Annotated in this window: 19 protein-coding genes; 3 read left to right on the top strand and 16 right to left on the bottom strand. The window is 59.0% G+C overall.

The window, feature by feature from the left end; translation table 11 throughout:
- Position 1: 1 nt before the first annotated feature.
- The 9 genes from CE491_RS16470 to CE491_RS16510 form a co-directional block, all read right to left on the bottom strand.
- Positions 2 to 796: a MetQ/NlpA family ABC transporter substrate-binding protein gene (locus CE491_RS16470; RefSeq protein ID WP_110949390.1), complete on the bottom strand. Its 795-nt coding sequence runs from the start codon at positions 794 to 796 to the stop codon at positions 2 to 4.
- A 174-nt stretch (positions 797 to 970) separates the two neighbouring features.
- Positions 971 to 2,335 (bottom strand): LLM class flavin-dependent oxidoreductase, encoded by a 1,365-nt coding sequence (locus tag CE491_RS16475; protein ID WP_110949501.1) that lies wholly within the window; start codon positions 2,333 to 2,335, stop codon positions 971 to 973.
- Entirely contained in the window at positions 2,335 to 3,561 is a 1,227-nt protein-coding gene (locus CE491_RS16480; RefSeq protein ID WP_110949391.1) for an SfnB family sulfur acquisition oxidoreductase, read from the bottom strand. The genes CE491_RS16475 and CE491_RS16480 overlap by 1 nt, the downstream gene beginning before the upstream one ends.
- A 23-nt stretch (positions 3,562 to 3,584) precedes the next feature.
- The gene (locus tag CE491_RS16485) at positions 3,585 to 4,826 is read right to left on the bottom strand and encodes an SfnB family sulfur acquisition oxidoreductase (RefSeq protein WP_110949392.1); all 1,242 of its coding nucleotides are present in this window, start codon (positions 4,824 to 4,826) and stop codon (positions 3,585 to 3,587) included.
- Positions 4,827 to 5,363: 537 nt separating this feature from the next.
- Positions 5,364 to 6,098 carry a hypothetical protein gene (locus CE491_RS16490; protein ID WP_110949393.1) on the bottom strand — a complete coding sequence of 245 codons (735 nt, stop codon included), beginning with the start codon at positions 6,096 to 6,098 and terminating at the stop codon, positions 5,364 to 5,366.
- 570 nt (positions 6,099 to 6,668) lie between these two features.
- Positions 6,669 to 7,412 (bottom strand): L-cystine ABC transporter ATP-binding protein TcyN, encoded by a 744-nt coding sequence (gene tcyN, locus CE491_RS16495; protein ID WP_110949394.1) that lies wholly within the window; start codon positions 7,410 to 7,412, stop codon positions 6,669 to 6,671.
- Between the two features lie 3 nt (positions 7,413 to 7,415).
- Positions 7,416 to 8,084, bottom strand: a complete 669-nt coding sequence (tcyL, locus tag CE491_RS16500; protein ID WP_110949395.1) for a cystine ABC transporter permease — start codon at positions 8,082 to 8,084, stop codon at positions 7,416 to 7,418.
- Positions 8,081 to 8,878, bottom strand: a complete 798-nt coding sequence (gene tcyJ / locus CE491_RS16505) for a cystine ABC transporter substrate-binding protein (protein ID WP_110949396.1) — start codon at positions 8,876 to 8,878, stop codon at positions 8,081 to 8,083. Before tcyJ ends, tcyL begins: the two co-directional genes overlap by 4 nt.
- A 365-nt stretch (positions 8,879 to 9,243) precedes the next feature.
- Positions 9,244 to 10,245, bottom strand: coding sequence for a D-cysteine desulfhydrase (locus CE491_RS16510; RefSeq protein ID WP_110949397.1), 1,002 nt, complete (start codon positions 10,243 to 10,245; stop codon positions 9,244 to 9,246).
- A gap of 199 nt (positions 10,246 to 10,444) precedes the next feature.
- Here CE491_RS16510 and epsC point away from each other — a divergent pair, with 199 nt between their 5' ends.
- Positions 10,445 to 11,407 carry a serine O-acetyltransferase EpsC gene (epsC, locus tag CE491_RS16515; protein WP_110949398.1) on the top strand — a complete coding sequence of 321 codons (963 nt, stop codon included), beginning with the start codon at positions 10,445 to 10,447 and terminating at the stop codon, positions 11,405 to 11,407.
- A gap of 503 nt (positions 11,408 to 11,910) precedes the next feature.
- Positions 11,911 to 13,866 (top strand): choline transporter BetT, encoded by a 1,956-nt coding sequence (gene betT, locus CE491_RS16520; protein ID WP_199885139.1) that lies wholly within the window; start codon positions 11,911 to 11,913, stop codon positions 13,864 to 13,866.
- Between the two features lie 129 nt (positions 13,867 to 13,995).
- Here betT and CE491_RS16525 read toward each other — a convergent pair whose 3' ends face one another.
- Positions 13,996 to 14,844: a LysR family transcriptional regulator gene (locus CE491_RS16525; RefSeq protein WP_110949400.1), complete on the bottom strand. Its 849-nt coding sequence runs from the start codon at positions 14,842 to 14,844 to the stop codon at positions 13,996 to 13,998.
- Positions 14,845 to 15,062: 218 nt separating this feature from the next.
- Between CE491_RS16525 and mgrA the strand changes: the two genes are divergently transcribed.
- Positions 15,063 to 16,100, top strand: a complete 1,038-nt coding sequence (gene mgrA, locus CE491_RS16530; RefSeq protein ID WP_110949401.1) for an L-glyceraldehyde 3-phosphate reductase — start codon at positions 15,063 to 15,065, stop codon at positions 16,098 to 16,100.
- A gap of 149 nt (positions 16,101 to 16,249) precedes the next feature.
- On the opposite strand, the gene ntrC is transcribed toward mgrA, so the two are convergent.
- The 6 genes from ntrC to glnA form a co-directional block, all read right to left on the bottom strand.
- Positions 16,250 to 17,686, bottom strand: a complete 1,437-nt coding sequence (ntrC, locus tag CE491_RS16535; RefSeq protein ID WP_110949402.1) for a nitrogen regulation protein NR(I) — start codon at positions 17,684 to 17,686, stop codon at positions 16,250 to 16,252.
- Entirely contained in the window at positions 17,683 to 18,768 is a 1,086-nt protein-coding gene (gene glnL, locus CE491_RS16540; protein ID WP_110949403.1) for a nitrogen regulation protein NR(II), read from the bottom strand. The genes ntrC and glnL overlap by 4 nt, the downstream gene beginning before the upstream one ends.
- A 308-nt stretch (positions 18,769 to 19,076) precedes the next feature.
- A complete protein-coding gene (locus tag CE491_RS16545; protein ID WP_110949404.1) occupies positions 19,077 to 19,718 on the bottom strand; it encodes a DUF4124 domain-containing protein in 642 nt (213 codons plus the stop codon).
- Entirely contained in the window at positions 19,702 to 20,229 is a 528-nt protein-coding gene (locus CE491_RS16550; RefSeq protein ID WP_110949405.1) for a DUF4124 domain-containing protein, read from the bottom strand. Before CE491_RS16550 ends, CE491_RS16545 begins: the two co-directional genes overlap by 17 nt.
- Positions 20,230 to 20,364: 135 nt before the next feature.
- Positions 20,365 to 20,943 carry a chorismate mutase gene (locus CE491_RS16555; protein ID WP_110949406.1) on the bottom strand — a complete coding sequence of 193 codons (579 nt, stop codon included), beginning with the start codon at positions 20,941 to 20,943 and terminating at the stop codon, positions 20,365 to 20,367.
- 339 nt (positions 20,944 to 21,282) lie between these two features.
- Positions 21,283 to 22,689 (bottom strand): glutamate--ammonia ligase, encoded by a 1,407-nt coding sequence (gene glnA / locus CE491_RS16560; protein WP_110949407.1) that lies wholly within the window; start codon positions 22,687 to 22,689, stop codon positions 21,283 to 21,285.
- Between the last annotated feature and the right edge of the window lie 35 nt (positions 22,690 to 22,724).

Genomic DNA, 22,724 nt, shown 5'->3' on the forward strand with positions numbered 1-22,724 from the left:
TTCAGTTCTTCCAGCCGACCTGATACAGCGAGCCATTCACTTTATCCAGCGAGGCGCGCACGACAGGGGAGTGTTGGTAGATGTCGATGAATTTGGCCAGCCGCGGGTCGTCTTTGTGGTCAGGCCTGATCACGAATTGGATGACATATTCCGGGTGATCCAGACCGTCGAACAGGATCGCCGAGCCGGCATCGAAGGTTTTTGCCAAGCGAATGTAGGCTGGGTAGCCCTGCACCAGATCGGCGTCGTCATAGGCGCGGACCAACTGCACCGCTTCGACCTGAATCAGCTTGATCTTCTTCGGGTTGGCGGTGATGTCGTCTTCGGTGGCCTTGTAACCGACGCCGGGTTTGAGGGTGATCAGACCGGCCTTGGCCAGCAGTTGCAGACCGCGCCCGCTGTTGATCGGGTCGTTGGCGATGGCCACAGTGGCGCCGGTTGGCAGCTCGTCGAAGCTTTTGTACTTCTTGGAGTAGAGACCGACGTTGTTGATGATGCCTGGCGCATAAGGCACCAGATCGAAGCCAGATGCGGCCTTGGCGTTTTCCAGGAACGGGATGTGCTGGAAGTAGTTCACGTCGATGTCCCCCGCGTTGAGGCTGACGTTCGGCGCGATCCAGTCGGTGAACTCCACCAGCTCGACCTTCAGGCCTTGTTTGTCGGCTTCAGCCACTGCGGCTTCCAGCGGAATGGCGAAGGCGGCAGTGGTGCCGACCTTGAGCGGCTGATCCGCCGCCTGGCTGATGCCGGTGAACAGGCCAAAGGAAAGGGCCAGTGTCAGAAGGGTTTTGCTCATGGTGTGGTGTCCGAGTCAGTGTTCAAATTTTTAGTTTTTCAGGCGCCTGCAAGACCGCTTTCGTGAGCAAGCTCACTCCCACAGGATTGTGCTCCGCCACAGCTTTTGGTGAACGACGCAACTCTACTGTGGGAGTGAGCTTGCTCACGAAGACGTCAGGTCAAGCGATATGAATCATTGGTTTAGAACCCGGTAGCTCGCCCCGACATGCCGCTGCGGCAACCGAGCTTCGCCTTCGGCGAACAACTTCTCGCGCAACGTTCCGTGCTCGTAAGCGGTCTTGTAGGAACCGCGCCGTTGCAGCTCCGGGATCACCAGATCGATGAAATCCTCGTAGCTCTCGGGCGTAACAATGCGAGTCAGGTTGAAGCCGTCCAGGCCGGTTTCGGCGATCCAGGATTCCAGCTCGTCAGCGACCTGCTCGGGCGAGCCGATCACGTTGATGTAGCGACCGCCCAGCGCGTGCTGGTCCAGCAGTTTCTGCCGCGTCCAGTCGTTGTTCCTGAGGATCTTCGTCGCCGATTGAATGGCATTGCCTTTGACGTGCTGGATAGGTTCGTCCAGCTCGTAGTCGGCGAAGTCGATGCCGGTAGAGGCGGCAAAGTGTGCGAGCCCGGCTTCGGCGCTGGCATACTTCAGATATTCCGCATGCTTGGCACGAGCGGCCTCTTCGGTCGCCCCGACGATGACGTTCAAGCCCATGAACACCTTAATGTCGTCCGGGTTGCGACCGGCCGCCACGGCGCTGGCGCGCACCTTGTCCACTTGTTCGCGGGTCGCGGGTTTGTTCTGCCCGCTGATGAACACACACTCGGCATTGCTGCCCGCAAACTGCAGACCGCGGTCAGAACTGCCGGCTTGAAACAGCACCGGCGTGCGCTGCGGCGACGGCTCGCACAGGTGATAACCCTCGACCTGATAGAACTCGCCGTGGTGGCGCACGTAATGCACTTTTTCCGGCTGGGCGTAGATACGCGCCTGACGATCCTCAATCACCGCATCGTCTTCCCAGCTGCCTTCCCAGAGCTTGTACAGCACCTCCAGGTATTCGTCGGCCTGGTCGTAACGCCGGTCGTGTTCGATCTGCTCCGTGAGGCCCATCGCCTTGGCGGCGCTGTCCAGATAGCCGGTAACGATGTTCCAGCCCACACGTCCACGGGTCAGGTGATCGAGCGTCGACATACGCCGGGCGAACAGATACGGCGCTTCATAGGTGAGGTTGGCGGTCAGGCCGAAACCAAGATTTTTGGTGACCGCCGCCATGGCCGAAACCAGTAGCAGCGGATCGTTGACCGGCAGCTGGATCGACTCCTTGAGCGTGACGCCGATCGACTTCTGGTACACGTCATATACGCCGACGATATCGGCGATGAACAAACCGTCGAACAGCCCTCGCTCCAGCAACTGCGCCAGATTGGTCCAGTATTCGATGGTTTTGTACTGGGTCGAGGTGTCCCTCGGGTGCGTCCAGAAACCATGGTTGATGTGCCCGATGCAGTTCATGTTGAACGCGTTGAGCAGGATCTTTTTCTTGCCCATCAGATCGTCCCCCGACATGGAGGATTGACCTCATTGAGATAGAAATTGCCGATGGCGTGGTACTTCCAGCGCACCGGGTCGTGCAAGGTGTGAACCCGCGCGTTGCGCCAGTGACGATCCAGACCGTGCTCGGCCAGGGTCGACTGGGAGCCTGCCAATTCGAACAACGTGCTGCTGGCCGCCAGGGAAATTTCGGTGCTGATGGCGCGGGCTTCGGCCACGGCTATCGAGGCTTGTGCCACGTTTTCGGCAGTGCTCTGGGCCTGCGCTCGGTCCAGATATTCGCCGGAGCGTTCGAGCAAGGCCTCGGCGGCGTGCAGACGAATGCCGAGCTTGCCGAAACTGTGCAGGGTTAAAGGATCGTCCACGGCTTTTTCGACGCCCGAGTCGATCCAGGGGCGGGTGCGAGTGCGCACGAAATGCAGGGCGTCTTCATAAGCCGCCCGTGCGATGCCGGTGTCGATGGCCGCATGAAGAATCTGCGCCAGCGGGCCAACCGTCGTCGGGCGCTCGAATGCAGTCTGGAACGGCACCACATCTTCATCACTGACATACACGTTGTCGAACACCACCGAGCCGCTGCCGGTAGTGCGCTGGCCGAAGCCACTCCAGTCATCGATCACGTTCAGGCCCGCAGCGTTGGCCGGGACGAAAGCCAGTTGCTGAACGCCGTCGTCATCGATCACCGAGGTCGGAATGCGCTGCGCATACAACGCCCCAGTGGCGTAGAACTTGCGGCCGTTGATGCGCCAGCCCTTGCGCTCACTACTCAGGTCAGCGCTCAGGCGCGTGGTGCGATCGTGGGCAGTTTTGGTACCCAACTCCGCAAGCGCATTGCCGAAGCGTTGGCCAGCGAGCACTTCGGCGTACAGACGCTTCTGCTGCTCGGGGCTGCCATTCACGCGTAGCACTTCAAGGGCGTAGAAATGGTTCTGCGGAATCTGCCCCAGCGAGCCGTCGGCCGCCGAGATGATGCGAATGACTTCGGCCAGGGTAACGCTGGAAACGCCAGCGCCGCCAAAGGCTTTCGGTACGCTGATGCCCCACAGCCCGGAGCGGGAGAACTGTTCCAGCTCAAGGTGTGGCAGACGGCGTTCGCGATCACGCACGGCGCTCTGCTGTTTGAAGATTTCGGCCAACGCGTGGGCGATTTCCAGCGCCTGGGCGTCATCTTTGATGATCGCGACCGCCGCCTGCGTGTCACGCGGCAAGGATTGAAGACTCATATGTGTGCTTCCAGTTGTCTGGTTCAGATCCAGGAGTGGCGGGCGGGCAGGGTGCCGTTGAGGTTCCAGGCACCGACGGCGTGGACCTTCCAGCGCACCGGATCGTGCAGGGTGTGGACGCGGGCGTTGCGCCAGTGACGATCAAGATTGAATTCGGCCAGCGTGGCGCGACTGCCGGACAGCTCGAACAGCTTTTCACTTGCCTGCAGGGCGATGCCGGTGGTGAGCACCTTGGCTTCGGCCACGACAATGGATGCCCGGGCCGCAGATTGCTCATCGATGGGTGCGGCGGCGATTTCATCCAGCACACGACCGGCCTTGTCCAGCAGCGCTTGGGCAGCATGCAGTTCCAGTTTCAACTTGCCGATATCGGCGATGACGTATGGGTCGTCGCTCGCGCGCTCGACATTGGCCTCGATCCAGGGACGTGAACGTTCACGCACGAAACGGATGGTTTCGTCGATGGCTTCGCGGGCGATACCGGCATCGATGGCCGCTTGAATCAGTTGTGAAACCGCACCCTGGATGCTGGGCGCCAGCGCAAGCTTCCAGTTTTCGATGACCAGGTCGCCGCTGACCCGCACGTTCTCCAGCAGCACACTGCCGCTGGCCGTGGTGCGCTGCCCGAAGCCGGACCAGTCGTCGATGATGTGCAGCCCCGGCGTGCCGCGAGGTACGAAGACCAGCACCTGTTTGCCGTCGTCGTTGATCGCCTTGACCGCGACCCAATGGGCGAACAGCGCGCCGGTGGAGTAGAACTTACGACCGTTGAGCAAAAATTGATCACCGTCAGCGGTCAGTCGGGTCCTTACGTCAAGGGTGTTCCTGGTGCCACGTTCCGGGCCGCCGTTGCCGATGCGCGCGCCATGGAGAATGCTGTCGAACAGCACCTTTTTCTGCGCTTCGCTGGCGCTCCCGACCAGCGAGTTGAGAATCCCGAAATGATTCTGCGGGATCTGCCCGACCGCAGGATCGGCTGCGGACAGGATGGCGAACACCTGGGCGACGGTGGCGAACGATACCTGGGGCCCGCCGTAGGCGCGGGGCACGGAAATACTGCCCAGGCCGCTGCGAGTGAACAGCTCTATTTCGGTCCACGGCAACTGACGCTCACGATCACGCGTGGCAGCAGTAGGCCGGACAAGGGCTGCAAGCTCGTGGGCTGCGGCGATCGCTTCGGCGTCGTTGCGCAGCACTTTGGCGGGCAGCAGAGGGGGAGCAATGTCCAGGGTGTGCTGGACAGAAAGTGCGCTCAGATCAGTCATGGTGGCGACTTCTCCATGCGCGCAATGCCCTGGCGTTATGCACTGGGGTAATTGTGTACGTGACCATTCGAACCTCGAATCAAAACCGCGGTGGCGGCAGGAAGTCTTGCGGGGGGCCGGTGGTCCGGTGCATATACCGTAAGCGCGTATAAAGATTAAATAAACTTACATTTAGGAATAAGCATAGAAGGCGAATCGGGGATTTAGCCGCCAGTCAGCTGGCTGGCCCACGCAAGGCAGGAGCTGAAGATCAGCAGGAGGGTGAAGTACTTGACGATATGTCGGCACGGCATGGCGAACGTCTCGTGAAGAGTGTCAGCGCAGGCTAGCAGTGGCGGCGGGTTCCTACTGGCGGGGAGTTGTAGGAAGGTTTTATAGAGGCTGTGGGATGTTTCTGGTCCGCGTCGGATCTGAAGACCCGCTCACGTTTTCGCCGGCAGCTCCGAGCTGTGGGCGATTCAGCGCGCTTTGGCCAAAAACACCGCCGAAACCAGGCATTCCAGCATGGCGACGGTGCTTTAGGGCTGGCGAAGGCAATCAAAGTTCAGGCTCGGGGATATCGTCGGTGCTGACCTTGATGGACCTTGCCGGGGCCCACAGGGAATTGTTGCCTACCCGGTCGATGACGCAGTAGGTCACTTCCTGATGCAGCTCATCCCAGGCTTCCCGAAGCAGCGTCGCCGGTACATGAACCTTGATGGCCTTGCCGACCTGTTGTTCCGTCAACGCTGGAAGATCCATACGAACATCGCCCCAGCGCAGGGTGATTTCGTCATACGCCTCCATATGTGCATAGGGCTCGATCGTGACATGGATGCCACTTTTCAATTGTTGAGCGCTCAGCCCGTCCCTCGTGACGGACTCGGGAAACTTCAACGGAGCCAACCCCTGATTTTCGTCACCATCGGCGCTGACCAAATGACCGCCGGGAGTCTCCAGTTTGACCCACACCTTGCAACTGGGTGACCTGACGGATTCGCTACCTATCTTTGTCACGCGATAGTAGGTCTTGACCTTACCACTCTGTAGAAAGCTCTCGGGTATACGTAGGACAGACGTATATCCAATGTCGGACTCCGATAAAAGTGTTGACGCGACATAACAGTCGCCCCAGAACAATTCAATCAGGTCTCCTGACTCCATCTCGGGGTAAGGATCGATGTGCACTAACAGGTTGCTTGCGGCCAGGACGCCTATGCCCTGTCTGTTGCACTGCGGCAAATAGGGCGCGAAGAGCTTTAAAGGCATACGGCTGACAGGAGTATGGATCATCTTCGGTTCTCACTGGAAGTTGGGTTTGAAGTAAGGCCTGGGCGACATTCGCCATCCCAGACACTCTTTTAAATCGATGCCGTTAGTACACGCTCGATGCGCAGTGTTGGCAAACCATACAAACGGTTCCAAATTCAGACTTGCTTATTCCGCTATGAAAGTATTCGAGGTTTCAATTGAGCTAATTGTGTTACTGCATATCTGTCAATGAGTCATGAGGATTAAGCAGTTGTGTTCAACATAAACAGATGCTTCCTACAACGTGATCTAGTGCCGGGGTGCCGAGAATGGGCGCAATGTCCTACTTGTGGCTGATAACGTTTGGCTGCGGGGTGGCATGGGAGTCCTCGCAAGAAGACCCTCGCGCTATTTGTAGGACGATAAAAGGTCAAAGTACCAAATCGTCAAATGACGTAAGCACGCATATGTTGCATTGAGAAAGTCGATAAGAAACGCGCCCTGATGCAGGGCCGCATGAAAGAGAGGTTTGCTAGATCCAAACTTTTCCAAATGTTGGACGCAAAGAAAACGGCGCTGATGAGCGCCGTTTATTACACGCGGATTGTAGGATTAATTCCTGCTGCGTTCTAGAAACTGCCGCGTACGCTCCTCCTTGGGGTTCGCGAACAATTCTTTGGCATCGCCCTGTTCCACGATCACGCCTTTATCGATGAACACCACGCGATTGGCGACATCCCGGGCGAATTTCATTTCGTGGGTGACGATGACCATCGTGCGGTTTTCTTCGGCCAAGGCTCGGATGGTGCTGAGCACTTCGCCAACCAGCTCAGGGTCCAGCGCCGAAGTCGGTTCATCGAAAAGAATGACTTCCGGCTCCATCGCCAGGGCTCGGGCGATCGCCACCCGCTGCTGCTGCCCTCCTGACAGGCGCCGCGGATAAGCGTCTTCCTTGCCTGCAAGACCGACCTTGGCCAGAAGCTCGCGCCCCAATTCGACCGCTTGATCGTGCGGCATCTTCTTGACCACGATCGGGCCTTCGATGACGTTTTCCAGTGCCGTGCGATGGGGAAACAGGTTGAAGTTCTGGAACACGAAACCAACGTGCTGACGCAGTTGGCGAATCAGGCCCTGTTGCTGACTCAGGGGCTGGCTGCCATCGATTCTGATATCGCCGACGACGATATTGCCGCTGCTCGGCTCTTCGAGAAAATTCAGGCAGCGCAGGAAGGTGGTCTTGCCGGAACCGCTGGGACCGATGATGGCAACCACTTCGCCTGGCTCGACCTTGAGATCAATGCCTTTGAGGACCTCGTTGCCCTTGAATTGCTTGGTCAGTTTTTCAACGGTGATCATGCATCAGGACTCCACGTCGTGGCGGTTGGCCCGTGCTTCCAGGCGGTTCTGGAAGTGTGCCAATACGGTGCACAGCACCCAGTAGATCACCGCGACGGTGAAATACATGGTGAAGACCTCCAGCGTCCTCGACGAAATCAGCTGCGCCTGACGGAATACTTCCGGCACCTGAATGGTGGCGGCCATGGCGGTGTCTTTGACCAGTGAAATGAAGCTGTTGCCCAAGGGTGGCAGCGCGGTACGTGCGGCTTGCGGCAGAATTGCTCGACGCATGGTCTGCGCACGGGTCATGCCGATGCTGGCAGCGGCTTCCCACTGTCCTCTGTCCACCGCGCCAATGGCGGCGCGCAGGATTTCGCAGGCGTAGGCCGCCATGTTCAGCGATAACCCGATGAGCGCCGCTGTGATCGCATCCAGCTCGATGCCCAGATCAGGCAGGCCGTAATAGATCATGAATAGCTGAACCAGCAGGGGCGTGCCGCGAAAGAACGACACGTAGACCCTGGCGATGGCGCTGACGATCCAGACCTTCGACAGCCGCATCAATGCCAGGCCGAAGCCCAGCACCAATCCGAAGAACATCGATCCGAGACTCAGACCCACCGTGTAATACGCGCCCTTGAGCAGAAAGGGCGCGGAGTCCAGCGCGAGCTGTAGGCTCTCTGGAATCATTTGGTCACGTCAGCCTTGAAGTACTTCTGCGACAGCTTGGCGAGGGTGCCGTCGGTGCGCAGCTTGTCGATAGCCTTGTTAATCGCGTCCAGCAACTCAGGTTCGCCCTTGCGCAGTGCGATACCGGACTCCTGACGAGAGAATGGCTCGCCGGCGACAGCCAGTTGGTCTTTGGTTTTGGCGATTAGGTCCAGAGCGGCGAGGCGATCGACCAGGATGGCGTCAATGCGCCCGACGCGCAGGTCTTGATATTTGGTCGGATCATCGTCGTAAGTTTTGACGACCGCGCCAGGGACATTCTCTTTGAGCCACTGCTCATAGTTGCTGCCCAGGCCGACACCGACTTTCTTGTCTTTGAGGTCAGCGGCAGTTTTGATCGTGTCCTTGTTTTTGGTCTGCACCAGGGCTTGAATGCCAGACACGGTGTACGGTTCCGAGAAGTCGTATTTCTTCTTGCGCTCTTCGGAGATGGTCACCTGGTTGATGACCACGTCCAGGCGCTTGGAATCCAGTGCCGCGAGGATGCCGGCCCATGGGGTTGCAGTCAGCTTGACCTTCACGCCCAGCTCCTTGGCCAGGGCTTCGGAGAACTGGACCTCGAAACCGGTCAGCTTGCCGTCTTCGCCGACGAAACTGAAAGGCGGGTAGGTGCCCTCCAAACCGACGTCGAGCGTGCCGTTCTTTTTGATGGTTTCCAGTTGCTCGCCAGCGACGGCGTGGGTCACCAGACCGGTGCCGAGCACCAGACTGAATGCCGACAGCAGGAAGGTGCGGCGGATTGCAGACATGTTCATGTGAGTCCCCTGTTCTAATTGGTATGTCAGGCAAGCTTCAGACCTGACGAAACTACTGTGGCATCGCAGCTTTATCCAGCTTTTTCAGTACTCTGCCGAGCATTGTCGCGGCTGTCCCTGGCGATCATAAAAGCAGTCGATTAGGAGTAAAAATAATAAAAAGCGAGTTCATTAGGTGGTTTGAGTATATGCAGTGCTGCGCAGAGACAAGTGGCAGACGCCGGAGTTTGGTCGGCAGCGAGCGTGGAGTGTCAGCCAAACCCGTCTGTAACTGAGCCGACGCATTTGCTGGTGTCCTAACCTCCGACGTCTGCCACACGGTTATGCGTCGTTCCACCTGATCATTGCCGGCGCCTGCAACCCATTCACTGTTCCGAAAAAACATCTGGATAAGCGAACAACGCTGGCGCACCGCCGGTGTGCAGGAAGATGATCGGGCCGTCGTCAACGCGTTGCCGGCCGATCCCATCCAATAATCCGGCCATGGCTTTGCCGGTGTACACCGGGTCCAGCAGCAATCCTTCCTGACTGGCGACCAGTTTGATCGCCGACAACGTTCCCGCGTTCGGTTCGCCATAGCGTGGGCCGTAATATTCGTCCCACAGTCTCACCTTGAATGCGGCGGGCAACGGTTCGCCGAGCAACTCGACGGTACGTTCGGCCAGCCCCTGAACCTTGGGCGCCTGGGATTCTTCCGGACGCGAGACGGTCACGCCGATGACCGGCAACTGCGGCAGTGCTTGCGCCAGCGCCAGAGCAAGACCGCTGTGGGTGCCTGCGCTGCCCGAGGCCAGCACGACGGCGGCAAATCGCAGACCGCTCTGCTGGATCTGCTCGGCCAACTCGAAACCCGCCCGCACATAACCCAGTGCGCCTATGGGACTGGAGCCACCGATCGGCACCAGATACGGCTTCTTGCCGCTGGCGCTCAGGCGTGCGGCCAGCGCCTGGAGCTGCTCATCGGCGTTGTCGAGGTTTTCCACCAGCTCGACCCTGGCGTCGAACAGATCCAGCAGCAGGCGATTGCCGTTGCCCAGATAATTGCGGTCTTCGGTGGCAATCGGGTTTTCCAGCAGCGCGACGCAGTCCAGGCCCAGTTTGGCGGCCAGCGCCGCGGTCTGGCGTACATGGTTGGACTGGATGGCACCTGCGGTGATCAGCGTGTCAGCGCCTTGGGCTAGCGCGTCAGCGGCCAGATATTCCAGCTTGCGCAGCTTGTTGCCGCCCAGGGCCAAGGGGGTTATGTCGTCACGTTTGACATAAATATCGCGCCCAACCCAAGTCGACAGGCGTTCAAGTTTCTCCAGCGGCGTTGGAGCGCCCAGCAGTTCCAGGCGGTCAAAGCGTTCGAGCTGTTGTTTGATCATGGTCGTATCGATACATCCGCAAGTGAGTCGCTGGACTATAGGCAGACCATTGCGACAGGGCAACTGAACGATTTACCGAGGGCGTCGAGATATAGCCTCACGAAAATTGTTATTTTTTTGCCTTATTTGTTTGCCGTAGAGTGATCCAACCTTCGGCCATGTCCAGCCTGACGAGCCGTTGAACTGAGGAGAAATCTGCGTGAGCACTATTCCCGAACTGTCCCCGCAAGAATGTGCCGAGGGATTGACCGGCCACTGGCAGTTGCAGCGGATTGTGGGTGAGTTGCGCGCTGCGCGTGATGACTGGCGCACCCGCAACGGTCGTGTCAGCGGCGAGAAGGGCGGTCGCGAGCTGCCTTCCCGCGAAGCCATGCGCGACATCCTTGAGGCTCTGGGCGGCGCACTGTTCCCAATGCGCCTGGGGCCGGTGGATCTGCGCGAAGAGAGCGAAGACTTTTACGTCGGCCACACCCTGGACGTGGCGCTTAACTCGCTGTTGGATCAGGCGCGGCTCGAATTGCGCTACGTCGCCCGCCAGCGCGGGGAGGACGCCTCCTGTGCCGATGTGCACGCCGAGCGGCTGATTCAGGATTTCGCCAGCGCCCTGCCGAACATCCGCCGCACCCTCGACACCGACGTGCTGGCGGCTTATCAAGGCGATCCTGCGGCGCGCAGCGTCGATGAGGTGTTGCTGTGCTATCCGGGGATTCTCGCGGTGATCCATCATCGTCTGGCCCACCATCTGTACAACAATGGTCTGCCGCTGCTGGCGCGAATCAGCTCGGAGCTGGCGCATTCGGCCACCGGCATCGACATTCACCCTGGCGCGCAGATCGGTCTGAGCTTCTTCATCGATCACGGTACCGGAGTGGTCATTGGCGAAACCGCAATCATCGGCGAGCGCGTACGGATCTACCAGGCCGTGACCCTGGGTGCAAAACGCTTCCCGGCGGACGAAGACGGTCATCTGCAGAAAGGCCACGCGCGTCACCCCATCGTCGAGGATGACGTGGTGATCTACGCAGGCGCGACCATTCTGGGACGCATCACCATCGGCAAGGGCTCGACCATTGGCGGCAACGTCTGGCTGACTCGTAGTGTGCCAGCGGACAGCAACGTGAATCAGGCGAGCCTGCAGCATGATGATGGGACGCAGAGGTAAGGTCCGATCACGCATACTCACTCTGACAGATCCGTGCCCAGCCGCAAATCTTGTTTGCGAGGCGCATCAATTGTAGGAAACGGCCTGCTGGCGAAGGCGGGGTGTCAGGCGGCTCATCTGTAACTGACTACCGCATTCGCTGGCGTCGTAACCTGCGGCGTCTTCAACCGGTGGCGCGTCCACCCACCTATTGGTAGCGGACGACGGGCTGCAGCAGCACGGTTTTTTCTCGCCCCCTTCAACCCCGCCCAAACCCCCGGAACCAACGCCTCCCAGCGTACGTCGTACCCCCGCGCGAGTCGTCGCCCAGCGACCTTCAATTGGTCCTTCGCCCCTTTTCCGTGTTTTAATTGAACGTTCAATCAAGTTAAACCGGTGGTTCGCTGCCCGCTCACAACAGGAGGCCTACCCTTGCCGTATCAGCGTTGCATGAACGTTTTCACTCCCCTCGGGGCGGTATTGGCATGAGTGTTCCAAGCGCGCAAACCAGCGCGCCCGTGCGCATGAACGCCCCAGTCTTCTATTTCGCCGCCAGCTTCATCCTGATATTCGGGCTGGTCGTCATCAGCTTCCCCGAAGCGGCTGGCCAATGGTTGCTCGCCGCGCAGAACTGGGCGGCCAACACGGTTGGCTGGTATTACATGCTGGCCATGACGCTGTATCTGGTGTTCGTGGTGGTCACGGCGCTGTCCGGTTACGGCAAGATCAAGCTCGGCGCCGACCACGATGAACCCGAGTTCAGTTACCTATCATGGGCCGGGATGCTGTTTGCGGCGGGCATCAGTATCACGCTGTTCTTCTTCTGCGTTTCCGAGCCGCTGACCCACATGCTGCAACCCCCTCAAGGCGAGGGCGGCACTACGGAATCGGCACGTCAGGCGATGCAGTTGCTGTTTCTTCATTGGGGCCTGCACGGCTGGGGGGTGTTTGCATTCGTCGGCATGGCTTTGGCGTATTTCGCCTATCGCCACAATCTGCCGCTGGCGCTGCGGTCCGCGTTGTACCCGTTGATCGGCAAGCGCATCAATGGCCCTATCGGCTACGCGGTCGACGGTTTTGGCATCATTGCCACCATCTTCGGTCTTGGCGCGGACATGGGTTTTGGCGTGCTGCATCTGAACGCCGGGCTGGATTACCTGTTCGGCGTCGCCCACACCCATTGGATTCAAGTGGGACTGATCACCCTGATGATGGGCGCTGCGATTCTGGTGGCCGTGGCGGGGGTCGACAAGGGCGTGCGGGTCATGTCCGACATCAACATGCTGCTGGCCTGTGCGCTGCTGCTGTTCGTATTGTTCGCCGGCCCCACGCAGCATCTGCTCAATACCCTGGTGCAGAACATCGGCGATTACCTCGGCGCGCTGCCGACCAAGAGTTTTGACGTCTACGCCTATAACGGCCCGAGTGACTGGCTGGGTGGCTGGACGGTGTTCTATTGGGCCTGGTGGATCGCTTGGTCGCCCTTTGTCGGGCTGTTCATCGCGCGTATTTCGCGAGGCCGCACCATTCGGGAGTTTGTCTGCGGCGTGCTGCTGATCCCGCTGGGGTTCACCCTGGCGTGGATGTCGATTTTTGGTAACAGCGCCATTGATCTGGTGCTCAATCACGGCATGACGGCGCTGGGACAGTCGGCCATCGATGACCCGTCCATGACCCTGTACCTGATGCTGCAAAACTACCCGTGGAGCAAAACTGTCATCGCGGTCACGGTGTTTATCAGCTTCGTGTTTTTCGTGACCTCGGCGGATTCGGGCACGGTGGTGTTGTCGACCCTTTCTGCCAAAGGCGGTAGCCCGGACGAAGATGGCCCGAAATGGCTGCGTGTGTTCTGGGGCGTGATGACGGCGCTGATCACCAGCGGGCTGCTGTTCTCGGGGAGCATCGATGCGCTGAAGTCGGCGGTGGTGCTGACGTCGCTGCCGTTCTCGCTGATCCTGCTGACGATGATGTGGGGCCTGCACAAGGCATTTCACATGGAATCGCAACGACAGATCGCTCAGCTGTACTCGCTGGCGCCCGTGTCGGGGGCGCGGCGAGGGGGGTGGCGCCAGCGTTTGAGTCAGGCGGTGCATTTCCCGTCTCGCGACGAGGTGTACCGCTTCCTCGATCAGACCGTGCGCCCCGCCATCGAGGATGTGACGGCCGTATTTGCCGAAAAAGGCTTGAGCGTGGTCACGCAACCTGATCCGGCGAATCACACGGTCGGGCTGGAAATCGGCCACGGTGAAGAGCGGCCTTTCATCTATCAGGTCACCATGCGCGGTTACTTCACGCCCTCTTTCGCCCGTGCTGGCATGGGCTCCAAGCAACTGAACAACAGGCGCTATTACCGAGCCGAGGTGCATTTGAGCGAGGGCAGTCAGGATTACGACCTGGTGGGCTACACCAAGGAGCAGGTGATCAACGACATTCTCGATCAGTACGAGCGACATATGCAGTTTTTGCATTTGGTGCGGTGATGCCGGAGGCGCTGGCGCATGGCTTCTGTGGAGTGAGCTTGCTCATGAAGACGCGCAACATTCAGAGCATCTTGAGCACTTGAAAGACAGTTGTCGTAATCAAGCGCACTCCCACAGTCATGCGCGCTCCTACAGCTGGGCGGCGAGCTCCGGAGCTGAAGTATTCTGCAAATGCCCATGCAACAACCTTAACGCCGGGACATCCAGCGCCTGAGCCGCATAGCACAGGCCAACCCGGCGGATCAGGTTGGGCGTGCGTGCCGGGCGAGTGATGACGCCAGCGTGATGGCTGATCATCGACTGCGGCAGCATCGCCAGTCCCGCGCCGGCCGCCACCAGCCGCAACGCCAGGGTCATCGAGCCGGCCGTCGCCACGAGCGAACCGGAGCTTCGGTTGTACAGCTCCATCAGACGCTGATGGGAAGGATGAGCGGGGCAGGTAATCCATTGCACGTTGGCGAGGTCGGCTTCAGCCAGCCCGGCCCGCTGCGCCAGTGGATGACCGACGGCAAGGGCCAACACGAAAGGCTCTTCCCACAGCGGCAGAAACAGCTCGTCTTCGCAACAATCCTCTTCCACCGACAGCCGTGCATCGCCGCTGCAGCCGTCCTGCAACGTCAGCAGCAGATTCGGCACGACCCGATACGCCATCGCCAGAAACGCCTCCAAATGACTGGCTGCGATCTCGCTTTCCACACCGATCTCCAGCGTTAGCCTGTCGTTGCGCTGACGAAACTGATTGCTCAGCGCCTGGGCTTCAGCCAGCAATCGCCGCGCCTGTGGATAAAGCGTGCGTGCGTCATCGGTGACTTCCACGCCCCTTGGCAGGCGCTGGAACAACGTTGTCCCCAATACCTCTTCGAGCTGGCGAATGGTCACTGAAAGCGTGGGCTGGCTGGTGAACAAGCGCTGCGCCGCCGAGGTGATGTTGCGTTCCTCGAACACTGCGACGAAGGCATTGAGTTGACGAATATCCATATCAGAAACCGATATCAGCGAGAGGAATAAAGCATTTTTCGAGGGTCGCGATCGCTGAATATACTCGCTTTATCGCTTATCCCCCGCTTATCTATTGACGCTTCTTATCGCTCGATCGCCGGCATGCGATGCCTGAAACCGATCCAGCTTTCGATAATCCGAGTAGTCTGGAGCGACCGCTTCGCTATCCGCCATTCAGAAAAGAAAGAGAGGATCGAATGACCTACATCGCTGCCAAAAACCGTTATGAACGCGTTCCGTATCGCCGCGTAGGGCGTAGCGGCCTGGTTCTGCCTGCACTGTCGATGGGCCTGTGGCACAACTTCGGCGACAGCACGCCGCTGGATACCCAGCGCGCGATGTTGCGTACCGCCTTCGATCTGGGCATCAACCACTTTGACCTGGCCAATAACTATGGTCCGCCCTACGGCAGCGCCGAGATCAACTTCGGCCGTTTGCTGCGTGAAGACTTCCAGCAATACCGTGACGAGCTGATCATCTCCACCAAGGCCGGCTGGGACATGTGGCCTGGCCCGTATGGCCAGGGTGGCGGTTCGCGTAAATACGTGCTGGCCAGCCTCGATCAGAGCCTGCAACGCATGGGCCTGGATTATGTGGATATCTTCTATTCACACCGCTTCGACCCGGACACCCCGTTGGAAGAAACCGCGGGCGCGCTGGCGACCGCCGTGCAGCAAGGCAAGGCGCTGTACATCGGAATCTCGTCATACTCAGGTGCCAAAACCCGGGAAATAGCAGGCCTGCTGAAAGAGTGGAAAGTGCCGTTACTGATTCATCAGCCGGCCTACAACCTGCTCAATCGCTGGGTCGAAAAAGACCTGCTGGACACCACCGATCAGCTGGGTTCGGGCGTTATCGCCTTCACCGCGCTGGCTCAGGGGCTGTTGTCTGACAAATACCTGAACGGCATTCCGAAGGATGCGCGGGTCAACCGCCCGGGCGGTGGTTCGCTGCAGGCCTCGCATTTATCGGAGCAGAACATCGAGCACGTACGCGCACTGAACGATATCGCCCAACGCCGTGGTCAAAGCCTGGCGCAAATGGCATTGGCCTGGACGCTGCGTGATCCAAGAGTGACGTCGGCATTGATTGGCGCGAGCCGCCCGGAGCAGATCATCGAGAACGTCGGGGCATTGGATAATCTGGCGTTCAGCCAGGAGGAACTGGCCGAGATCGACCGCTTCGCGGTGGAAGGCGGGATCAACTTGTGGGAGAAGCCGTCGTCGGCTGAGTAACGACGACAGGCATCACCTGAAATGCTGAACCTGTGGGAAATTCCGGAGGTTACGACGGTAGCGAAGGCGGTCGATCTGACACACCGCTTTCGCCGCCGTCGTAACCTGCGCAAGCTCCCACAGGTCACTGCGAGATCAGCCAGAACCGATTAACCCTCATCCCCCTCATCATCATCCCCACCATCGATCTTCATGCCCAACTCCTTGATCTTGCGGGTCAAGGTGTTGCGGCCCCAGCCCAGTAGCACGGCGGCGTCGCGGCGGCGGCCGGCGGTGTGCTTCAGGGCGGTTTCGATCATGATGCGTTCGAAAGTCGGCACCGCGCTGTCCAGCAGGCTGGATTGCCCCCGAGCCAGCGCCTGGTCGGCCCACTGACGCAATGCCTGTTCCCAGTTGGTCACCGGGGCAGCGTCCTGTGGCAGGCTGAGCAACTCGGGTGGCAAGTCGCTGATGTGCACTTCACGACCCGAAGCCATGACCGTGATCCACCGGCAGGTGTTTTCCAGTTGACGCACGTTACCCGGCCACGGCAGATGCTTGAGGTACTCCTCGGTCTCGGCCTTCAACAGCTTTGGCTCGACGGCCAACTCCTGCGCTGCGCGGCTCAGGAAGTGCTTGGCCAGGGTCGGAATGTCCTCACGGCGGTCGGACAGACGCGGAATATGGATGCGGATGACGTTCAGGCGATGGAACAAGTCCTCACGGAATTTGCCGGCCTGCACCAGTGTTTCCAGATTCTGGTGCGTCGCCGCGATGATGCGCACGTCCACCTTTACCGGCACATGACCGCCGACGCGATAGAACTCGCCATCGGCCAGCACGCGCAACAGGCGAGTCTGGGTATCGGCAGGCATGTCGCCGATTTCATCGAGGAACAACGTACCGCCGTCGGCTTGTTCGAAGCGACCGCGACGCAGGTTGGCCGCGCCGGTAAACGCGCCTTTTTCGTGACCGAACAGCTCGGATTCCATCAGGTCTTTTGGAATCGCCGCCATGTTCAACGCAATGAATGGCGAGGCCGAGCGTGGGCTGTGGCGGTGCAGCGCGTGGGCGACCAGCTCTTTACCGGTGCCCGATTCACCGTTGATCAGCACGGTAATGTTGGAATGGCTCAGACGCCCGATGGCGCGAAACACTTCCTGCATCGCCGGGGCTTCGCCGATGATTTCCGGGGTGCGGGTCAGGGCTGGCGCAACGTCCATGCCCTGTTGTTCCTGAGCATGCTGATTGGCGCGCTTGACCAGCGATACCGCTTCGTCGACGTCGAACGGCTTGGGCAGGTATTCAAAGGCGCCGCCTTGATACGAAGCCACGGCACTGTCCAGGTCCGAATGGGCGGTCATGATGATGACAGGCAGGCGCGGATGCTGTTCGCGAATCCGCGCCAACAGGTCCAGGCCGCTGGCGCCGGGCATGCGAATGTCGGAAATGATCACGTCCGGTTGCTGACGCGCCAGGCGGCTCATCACGCCATCGGCGCTGTCGAAGCTCTGTGTTGTCATGCCTTCTTGCTGCAAGGCCTTTTCCAGTACCCAGCGGATGGAACGGTCGTCGTCGACGATCCAGACAGTTTCACTACGGCTCATGTCGAAGCTGCTCCTTGTTCCAGCGGCAAGAAGATCGAGAAAGTTGTGTGGCCAGGATGGCTGTCACACTCGATCAGCCCCTGGTGCTGACTGATGATGTTCTGGGTGATGGCAAGGCCCAGCCCGGTGCCATCCGGGCGGCCACTGACCATTGGGTAAAAAATGGTTTCTTGAAGTTCCGGGGGGATACCCGGCCCGTTGTCGATGATTTCGATCTTGCTCACCAGGCGATGGCGCACGTGACCGATGGTGAACTGCCGCATCGCCCGGGTACGCAGACTGATGCGGCCAAGACGAAGTTCGTTCTGTCCGCTGATCGCCTGCATGGCGTTGCGCACGATATTGAGCACGGCCTGGATCATTTGTTCACGGTCGATCAGAACGTCCGGAATGCTTGGGTCATAGTCACGCACCAATGTGATGCAGCCCTGGCTTTCAGCTTCCACCAGGCTGCACACGCGCTCCAGCACTTCGTGCACATTGGTCATCGCCAGCGACGGCAGTTTGTTCGAGCCGAGCATCCGGTCGACCAGATTTCGAAGGCGGTCGGCTTCTTCGATGATGACGTTTGTGTAGTCCTTGAGACTTTCTTCCGGCAGTTCGCGCGCCAGCAATTGCGCAGCGCCGCGGATGCCACCGAGCGGGTTCTTGATCTCGTGGGCGAGCCCGCGAACCAGCATCTTGGTGGTTTCCTGCTTCGACAGTTGAGCCTCCTCCTTGGTGATGCGCAGCAGGCGATCACGGGGATGGACTTCCAGCAGCAGCATGGTCTCGCCTTGCGACAGAATCGGCGTCACAGCGTAATCGACAGTCAGCGTCTGGCCAGTGAGCGCGGTCAGCATGGCTTCGCGCTTGGTGAAAGGGTGCGCCTGTTCCACCGCCTGGCGAAGCGAACTGAGTGCTTCGGCGGACTCGGTGAACAGTTCGCTGATGAATTGCCCATGACTGCGCTGACCGCTGATCGCCAGCAGCATTTCGGCTGCGGGATTCATGTACTCCAGACGCAGGTCAGCGTTGAGCAGAATCGTGGCAGTGGTCAGGTTGTCGAGTAACAATCGGTGCAACGTATCGCTGATAGTCATGAATTTCGTTGACCTCTTTTGGCACATCGCACGAATGGGCGGACCCGGAAGTGCAGGCTCTGGTTGGTCTTCGCCAGCGTAGGAAGACGGCTGATACGGTGCTTAGCCCTTGCTTATTCGTAAGAAAATGCAAAAACCAAACCAAGCTCCGAAAAGAAGCGTCGAAACGAGCATTTCGGGCTTTTTTTGGACAGCCAGCCCGTTGACAGCGCTGCCTAAAGCGATTCATGAACCAAAATGGGATTTTTGGCGAAGCGTCCGTTCAGGTTGTGCACCGTTATGGAGCTTAGTAGTTCGCAAGGCTCGCATCAGAAAAAAGGCAGGATGCTGCTCTCTTCGGGTGGCTTGTCCTTGAGCGGACATTCGGGGCGCACGCCGTAATCGTCTGTCTTGCAGGGTTGAGCGAGGCGCTTCTGTGCCAGCGAGATGCGCATCATGTGGAACGGCTGGTTGGGGGTGCGTTCAGCCACACGGCCGAACTCGTCGACGATCTCGATCGACAGCTGATGCGTGCCGCGATCGATATTGGTCATCGGGAAAACCGGGCTACGGCCTGGATTGCCGTACGGTTCGCCGTCCAGCAGCAGGCGATAGGTGTGGCCGGGTTGTAGTTCGGGATCATTGGTGACAGTAACGATCAGGTTGCCCTGGATGTCACGAATCGCGGTGTCCGGTTCCGGCGCAAGAATGCGCAGCAACTGATAGTGAAACAGCGGGCCCGGCTTGGGTTTGGCGCTGGCAGCCGGGCTTGGTTTTTTAGGCGTGGACCTGATCTGGTTGCCGGGAGCGATGTCGACCTTTTTCGCATTTTTGTGAGGTTGGTCGGTGAAGACCCGATTACCCTCGGCGTCGATGTAGGTGTACACCTGAGCGACTGCCGATTGGCCGATGAGCATGAGCAGGCAGAGCAGCGAACGCCACAGCCAAGGATGCTTAGGGTCTGGCGACATGGGCTCGCTGCACTGTCAGGTTGATGGTCTGGCTTTGTTGGACCACCTGTGTGCCTTGCAGCACTTGGACGGACAGGCTGTGCTCGCCTCGGTCCAGCTCTGTGACCTGGACGCGGGGGACGTTGGTGGGTTGGCCATAGGGCTTTCCATCCACCACTAATTGAAGCTGATGACCGGGCTGCAGGCGCGGTTGAATCATCACACCGATCATGAAAGAGCCATTGTTGGCGCGCAGGGCTTCGTCATTGGGCAGATCGGTGAGTTGCAGCGTTTGATAGGACGCGCTGCTCGGTTGTGGTTGAGGCTGATTTTGCGACGGACTTGGCAGCGGGGGCGCTGGCGCAGCGCCGCCGACGCTGTTCAATGGCGGCAGATCGACTGTCTCCGCTTTCGTCCCATCGGGCGGCTGATTGCTGAAGGCCGTGTTGCCGTTGGCATCGGTGTATTTATAGATCTGGGCGACTGCGGGAAGCGCAAGCAACAGCAGCACAAGGGCAAGGCTTTGACGCATGAATACTCCGGTACCACGATCAGGAGAGCGACAGCGCGCGCCGCGCATCCAGCAGAGCGTCGGGCACAGACGCCAGCATAGAGCAAAACCGCCTCGGTGGTGTCATTGCCCAAGTGTGTCGAGCGGAGCCCCTGATCAGTTTTTCGCCTGGGCCATGCATAAGGTTTCGGTGGCTTGTTGCAATGCCTTTGCCATTGTCGCGTCAGTGGTAGTGTGTTCGATTTCGCCACTGACCCAGCCCTGGCAGTCGCTGTCGTTACGCCAAGGCTGGAATGCCACGAATCTCTCCATCATAAGTGGCTGCAAGTGATCCAGACGCGTACGGATGGCTGTCATCAAACCGGCGTTGGGCTGGCCGGGCGCTTTGCCGTTTGCATGCCATTGCTCGATACGTGCGTATTGCACCGTCTTGTTGGCCTCGATCTGCGCGGTCATGAACTGACGTACGTCGTCCTGATCGAGTTTGTACAGCGAAGCCTGGGCTTCGGCATTGGCGATCACCTGTCGCTCGCGGTCGGAATCCTGCACCGGTTTGCCGCTGTAGAACTTGCTAAGGGCAACATCATTGGCGATGTCGAGCCGTTGCCCGATGGTGTCGATCAGCGGGCGCAGTTCGGCGGGCGCGGGCCGGTTGGTTGAGGTGCTGATGCAGCCGGCGATCAAGGGTGGAGTCAGAAGCATGAGCCAGAGCGGTTTGAGCATGTCGATGTCCATGGGAATTCTTGGGATGTCCGGGAGCAGGCCGGATGAGACAGTATCTGGAAAAAAACTTTGTAAACACGATAAACAAGTACCACCACATCCGGCATTCAGGCTTTTCCCGCCTTATTGATATTGTGGGAGTGAGCTTGCTCACGAAGGCTGGCTTTCAGGCGCCGAAATTATGCTCCATCTAACTCCCCCCTTCGTGAGCAAACTCACTGCGCAGAGTTCAATCCGACCAAGCCGCAGCGTTGGGATAACCCCGGATCCAGACCTGAGCATTTCCCAGGCATAAAAAAGGCCTCCCGAAGGAGGCCTCTCTTTCACGCAGCTTTCGCTGGCGCGACTGGATCAGCAGCTGTAATACAGCTCGTATTCCAGTGGGTGTACGAAGGTGCGGACCTTGATTTCTTCTTCCGATTTCAGAGCGATGTAGGCATCGATGAAGTCGTCGCTGAAAACGCCGCCTTTGGTCAGGAACGCGCGGCCTTTGTCCAACTCTTCCAGGGCTTCTTTCAGGCTGCCGCAAACTTGTGGGATTTCTGCTGCTTCTTCTGGCGGCAGGTCGTACAGGTTTTTGTCAGCTGCGTCGCCAGGATGGATCTTGTTCTGGATGCCGTCCAGGCCAGCCATCAACAGTGCAGCGAACGCCAGGTATGGGTTGGCCGATGGATCCGGGAAACGTGCTTCGATACGACGGCCGCGTGGGCTGGAGACGTAAGGAATACGGATCGAAGCGGAACGGTTGCGAGCCGAGTAGGCCAGCATCACGGGAGCTTCGAAACCTGGGACCAGACGCTTGTAGGAGTTCGTCGACGGGTTGGTGAAGCCGTTCAGGGCCTTACCGTGCTTGATGACGCCGCCGATGAAGTACAGAGCGGTGTCGGACAGACCGGCATAGCCCTCGCCTGCGAAGGTGTTCTTGCCATCTTTGGCGATGGACATGTGAACGTGCATACCCGAACCGTTATCGCCGTACAGAGGCTTAGGCATGAAGGTAGCGGTGCGGCCGTAAGCGTCGGCAACGTTGTGAACAACGTATTTAAGGGTCTGAACTTCGTCAGCCTTTTTAACCAGTGTGTTGAATTTCACACCGATTTCGTTCTGGCCAGCGGTTGCCACTTCGTGGTGGTGAACTTCGACGACCTGGCCCATTTCTTCCAGGGCGTTGCACATTGCGGTGCGGATTTCGTGGTCGTGGTCGAACGGAGGAACCGGGAAGTAGCCGCCTTTGATACCAGGACGGTGGCCCTTGTTGCCGCCTTCGATGTCAGCGTCGGACATCCACGAACCTTGTTCGGAGAAGATCTTGAACATTGAGCCCGAGATGTCGGACTTGAATTTCACTTCGTCGAAGATGAAGAATTCTGGCTCTGGACCGGCGAACACGGTGTCACCGATACCGGTGGACTTCAGGTATTCCTCGGCGCGGTGAGCGATGGCGCGTGGGTCGCGGTCGTAACCTTGCATGGTCGAAGGTTCAATGATGTCGCAAACCAGGATCAGAGTCGGATCTTCGGTGAACGGGTCCAGAACGGCAGTTTCGTCGTCCGGCAGCAGGATCATGTCGGAGGCTTCGATGCCTTTCCAGCCGGAGATGGACGAGCCGTCGAACATTTTGCCGACTTCAAAGAAATCGTCCTCTAGCGCATCGCGAGCAGGCATGGTCACGTGGTGCTGAGTACCTTTGGTGTCCGTGAAGCGCAGATCAATCCATTTAACGTCATGATCTTTGATGAGTTGAACCGACTTCGACATGTTGTCCTCCGGGGTGGCTTAGGGCCGAGTAGTGG

The sequence above is a fragment of the Pseudomonas bohemica genome, assembly GCF_002934685.1.
In the GTDB taxonomy this organism is placed as follows: domain Bacteria; phylum Pseudomonadota; class Gammaproteobacteria; order Pseudomonadales; family Pseudomonadaceae; genus Aquipseudomonas; species Aquipseudomonas bohemica.

Bases quoted from the DNA above. Each gene is read 5' to 3' on its own strand.
- CE491_RS16470 (WP_110949390.1), bottom strand. From the start codon at position 796: ATGAGCAAAACCCTTCTGACACTGGCCCTTTCCTTTGGCCTGTTCACC.
- CE491_RS16475 (WP_110949501.1), bottom strand. From the start codon at position 2,335: ATGGGCAAGAAAAAGATCCTGCTCAACGCGTTCAACATGAACTGCATC.
- CE491_RS16480 (WP_110949391.1), bottom strand. From the start codon at position 3,561: ATGAGTCTTCAATCCTTGCCGCGTGACACGCAGGCGGCGGTCGCGATC.
- CE491_RS16485 (WP_110949392.1), bottom strand. From the start codon at position 4,826: ATGACTGATCTGAGCGCACTTTCTGTCCAGCACACCCTGGACATTGCT.
- CE491_RS16490 (WP_110949393.1), bottom strand. From the start codon at position 6,098: ATGATCCATACTCCTGTCAGCCGTATGCCTTTAAAGCTCTTCGCGCCC.
- tcyN (WP_110949394.1), bottom strand. From the start codon at position 7,412: ATGATCACCGTTGAAAAACTGACCAAGCAATTCAAGGGCAACGAGGTC.
- tcyL (WP_110949395.1), bottom strand. From the start codon at position 8,084: ATGATTCCAGAGAGCCTACAGCTCGCGCTGGACTCCGCGCCCTTTCTG.
- tcyJ (WP_110949396.1), bottom strand. From the start codon at position 8,878: ATGAACATGTCTGCAATCCGCCGCACCTTCCTGCTGTCGGCATTCAGT.
- CE491_RS16510 (WP_110949397.1), bottom strand. From the start codon at position 10,245: ATGATCAAACAACAGCTCGAACGCTTTGACCGCCTGGAACTGCTGGGC.
- betT (WP_199885139.1), top strand. From the start codon at position 11,911: ATGAACGCCCCAGTCTTCTATTTCGCCGCCAGCTTCATCCTGATATTC.
- CE491_RS16525 (WP_110949400.1), bottom strand. From the start codon at position 14,844: ATGGATATTCGTCAACTCAATGCCTTCGTCGCAGTGTTCGAGGAACGC.
- mgrA (WP_110949401.1), top strand. From the start codon at position 15,063: ATGACCTACATCGCTGCCAAAAACCGTTATGAACGCGTTCCGTATCGC.
- ntrC (WP_110949402.1), bottom strand. From the start codon at position 17,686: ATGAGCCGTAGTGAAACTGTCTGGATCGTCGACGACGACCGTTCCATC.
- glnL (WP_110949403.1), bottom strand. From the start codon at position 18,768: ATGACTATCAGCGATACGTTGCACCGATTGTTACTCGACAACCTGACC.
- CE491_RS16545 (WP_110949404.1), bottom strand. From the start codon at position 19,718: ATGTCGCCAGACCCTAAGCATCCTTGGCTGTGGCGTTCGCTGCTCTGC.
- CE491_RS16550 (WP_110949405.1), bottom strand. From the start codon at position 20,229: ATGCGTCAAAGCCTTGCCCTTGTGCTGCTGTTGCTTGCGCTTCCCGCA.
- CE491_RS16555 (WP_110949406.1), bottom strand. From the start codon at position 20,943: ATGGACATCGACATGCTCAAACCGCTCTGGCTCATGCTTCTGACTCCA.
- glnA (WP_110949407.1), bottom strand. From the start codon at position 22,689: ATGTCGAAGTCGGTTCAACTCATCAAAGATCATGACGTTAAATGGATT.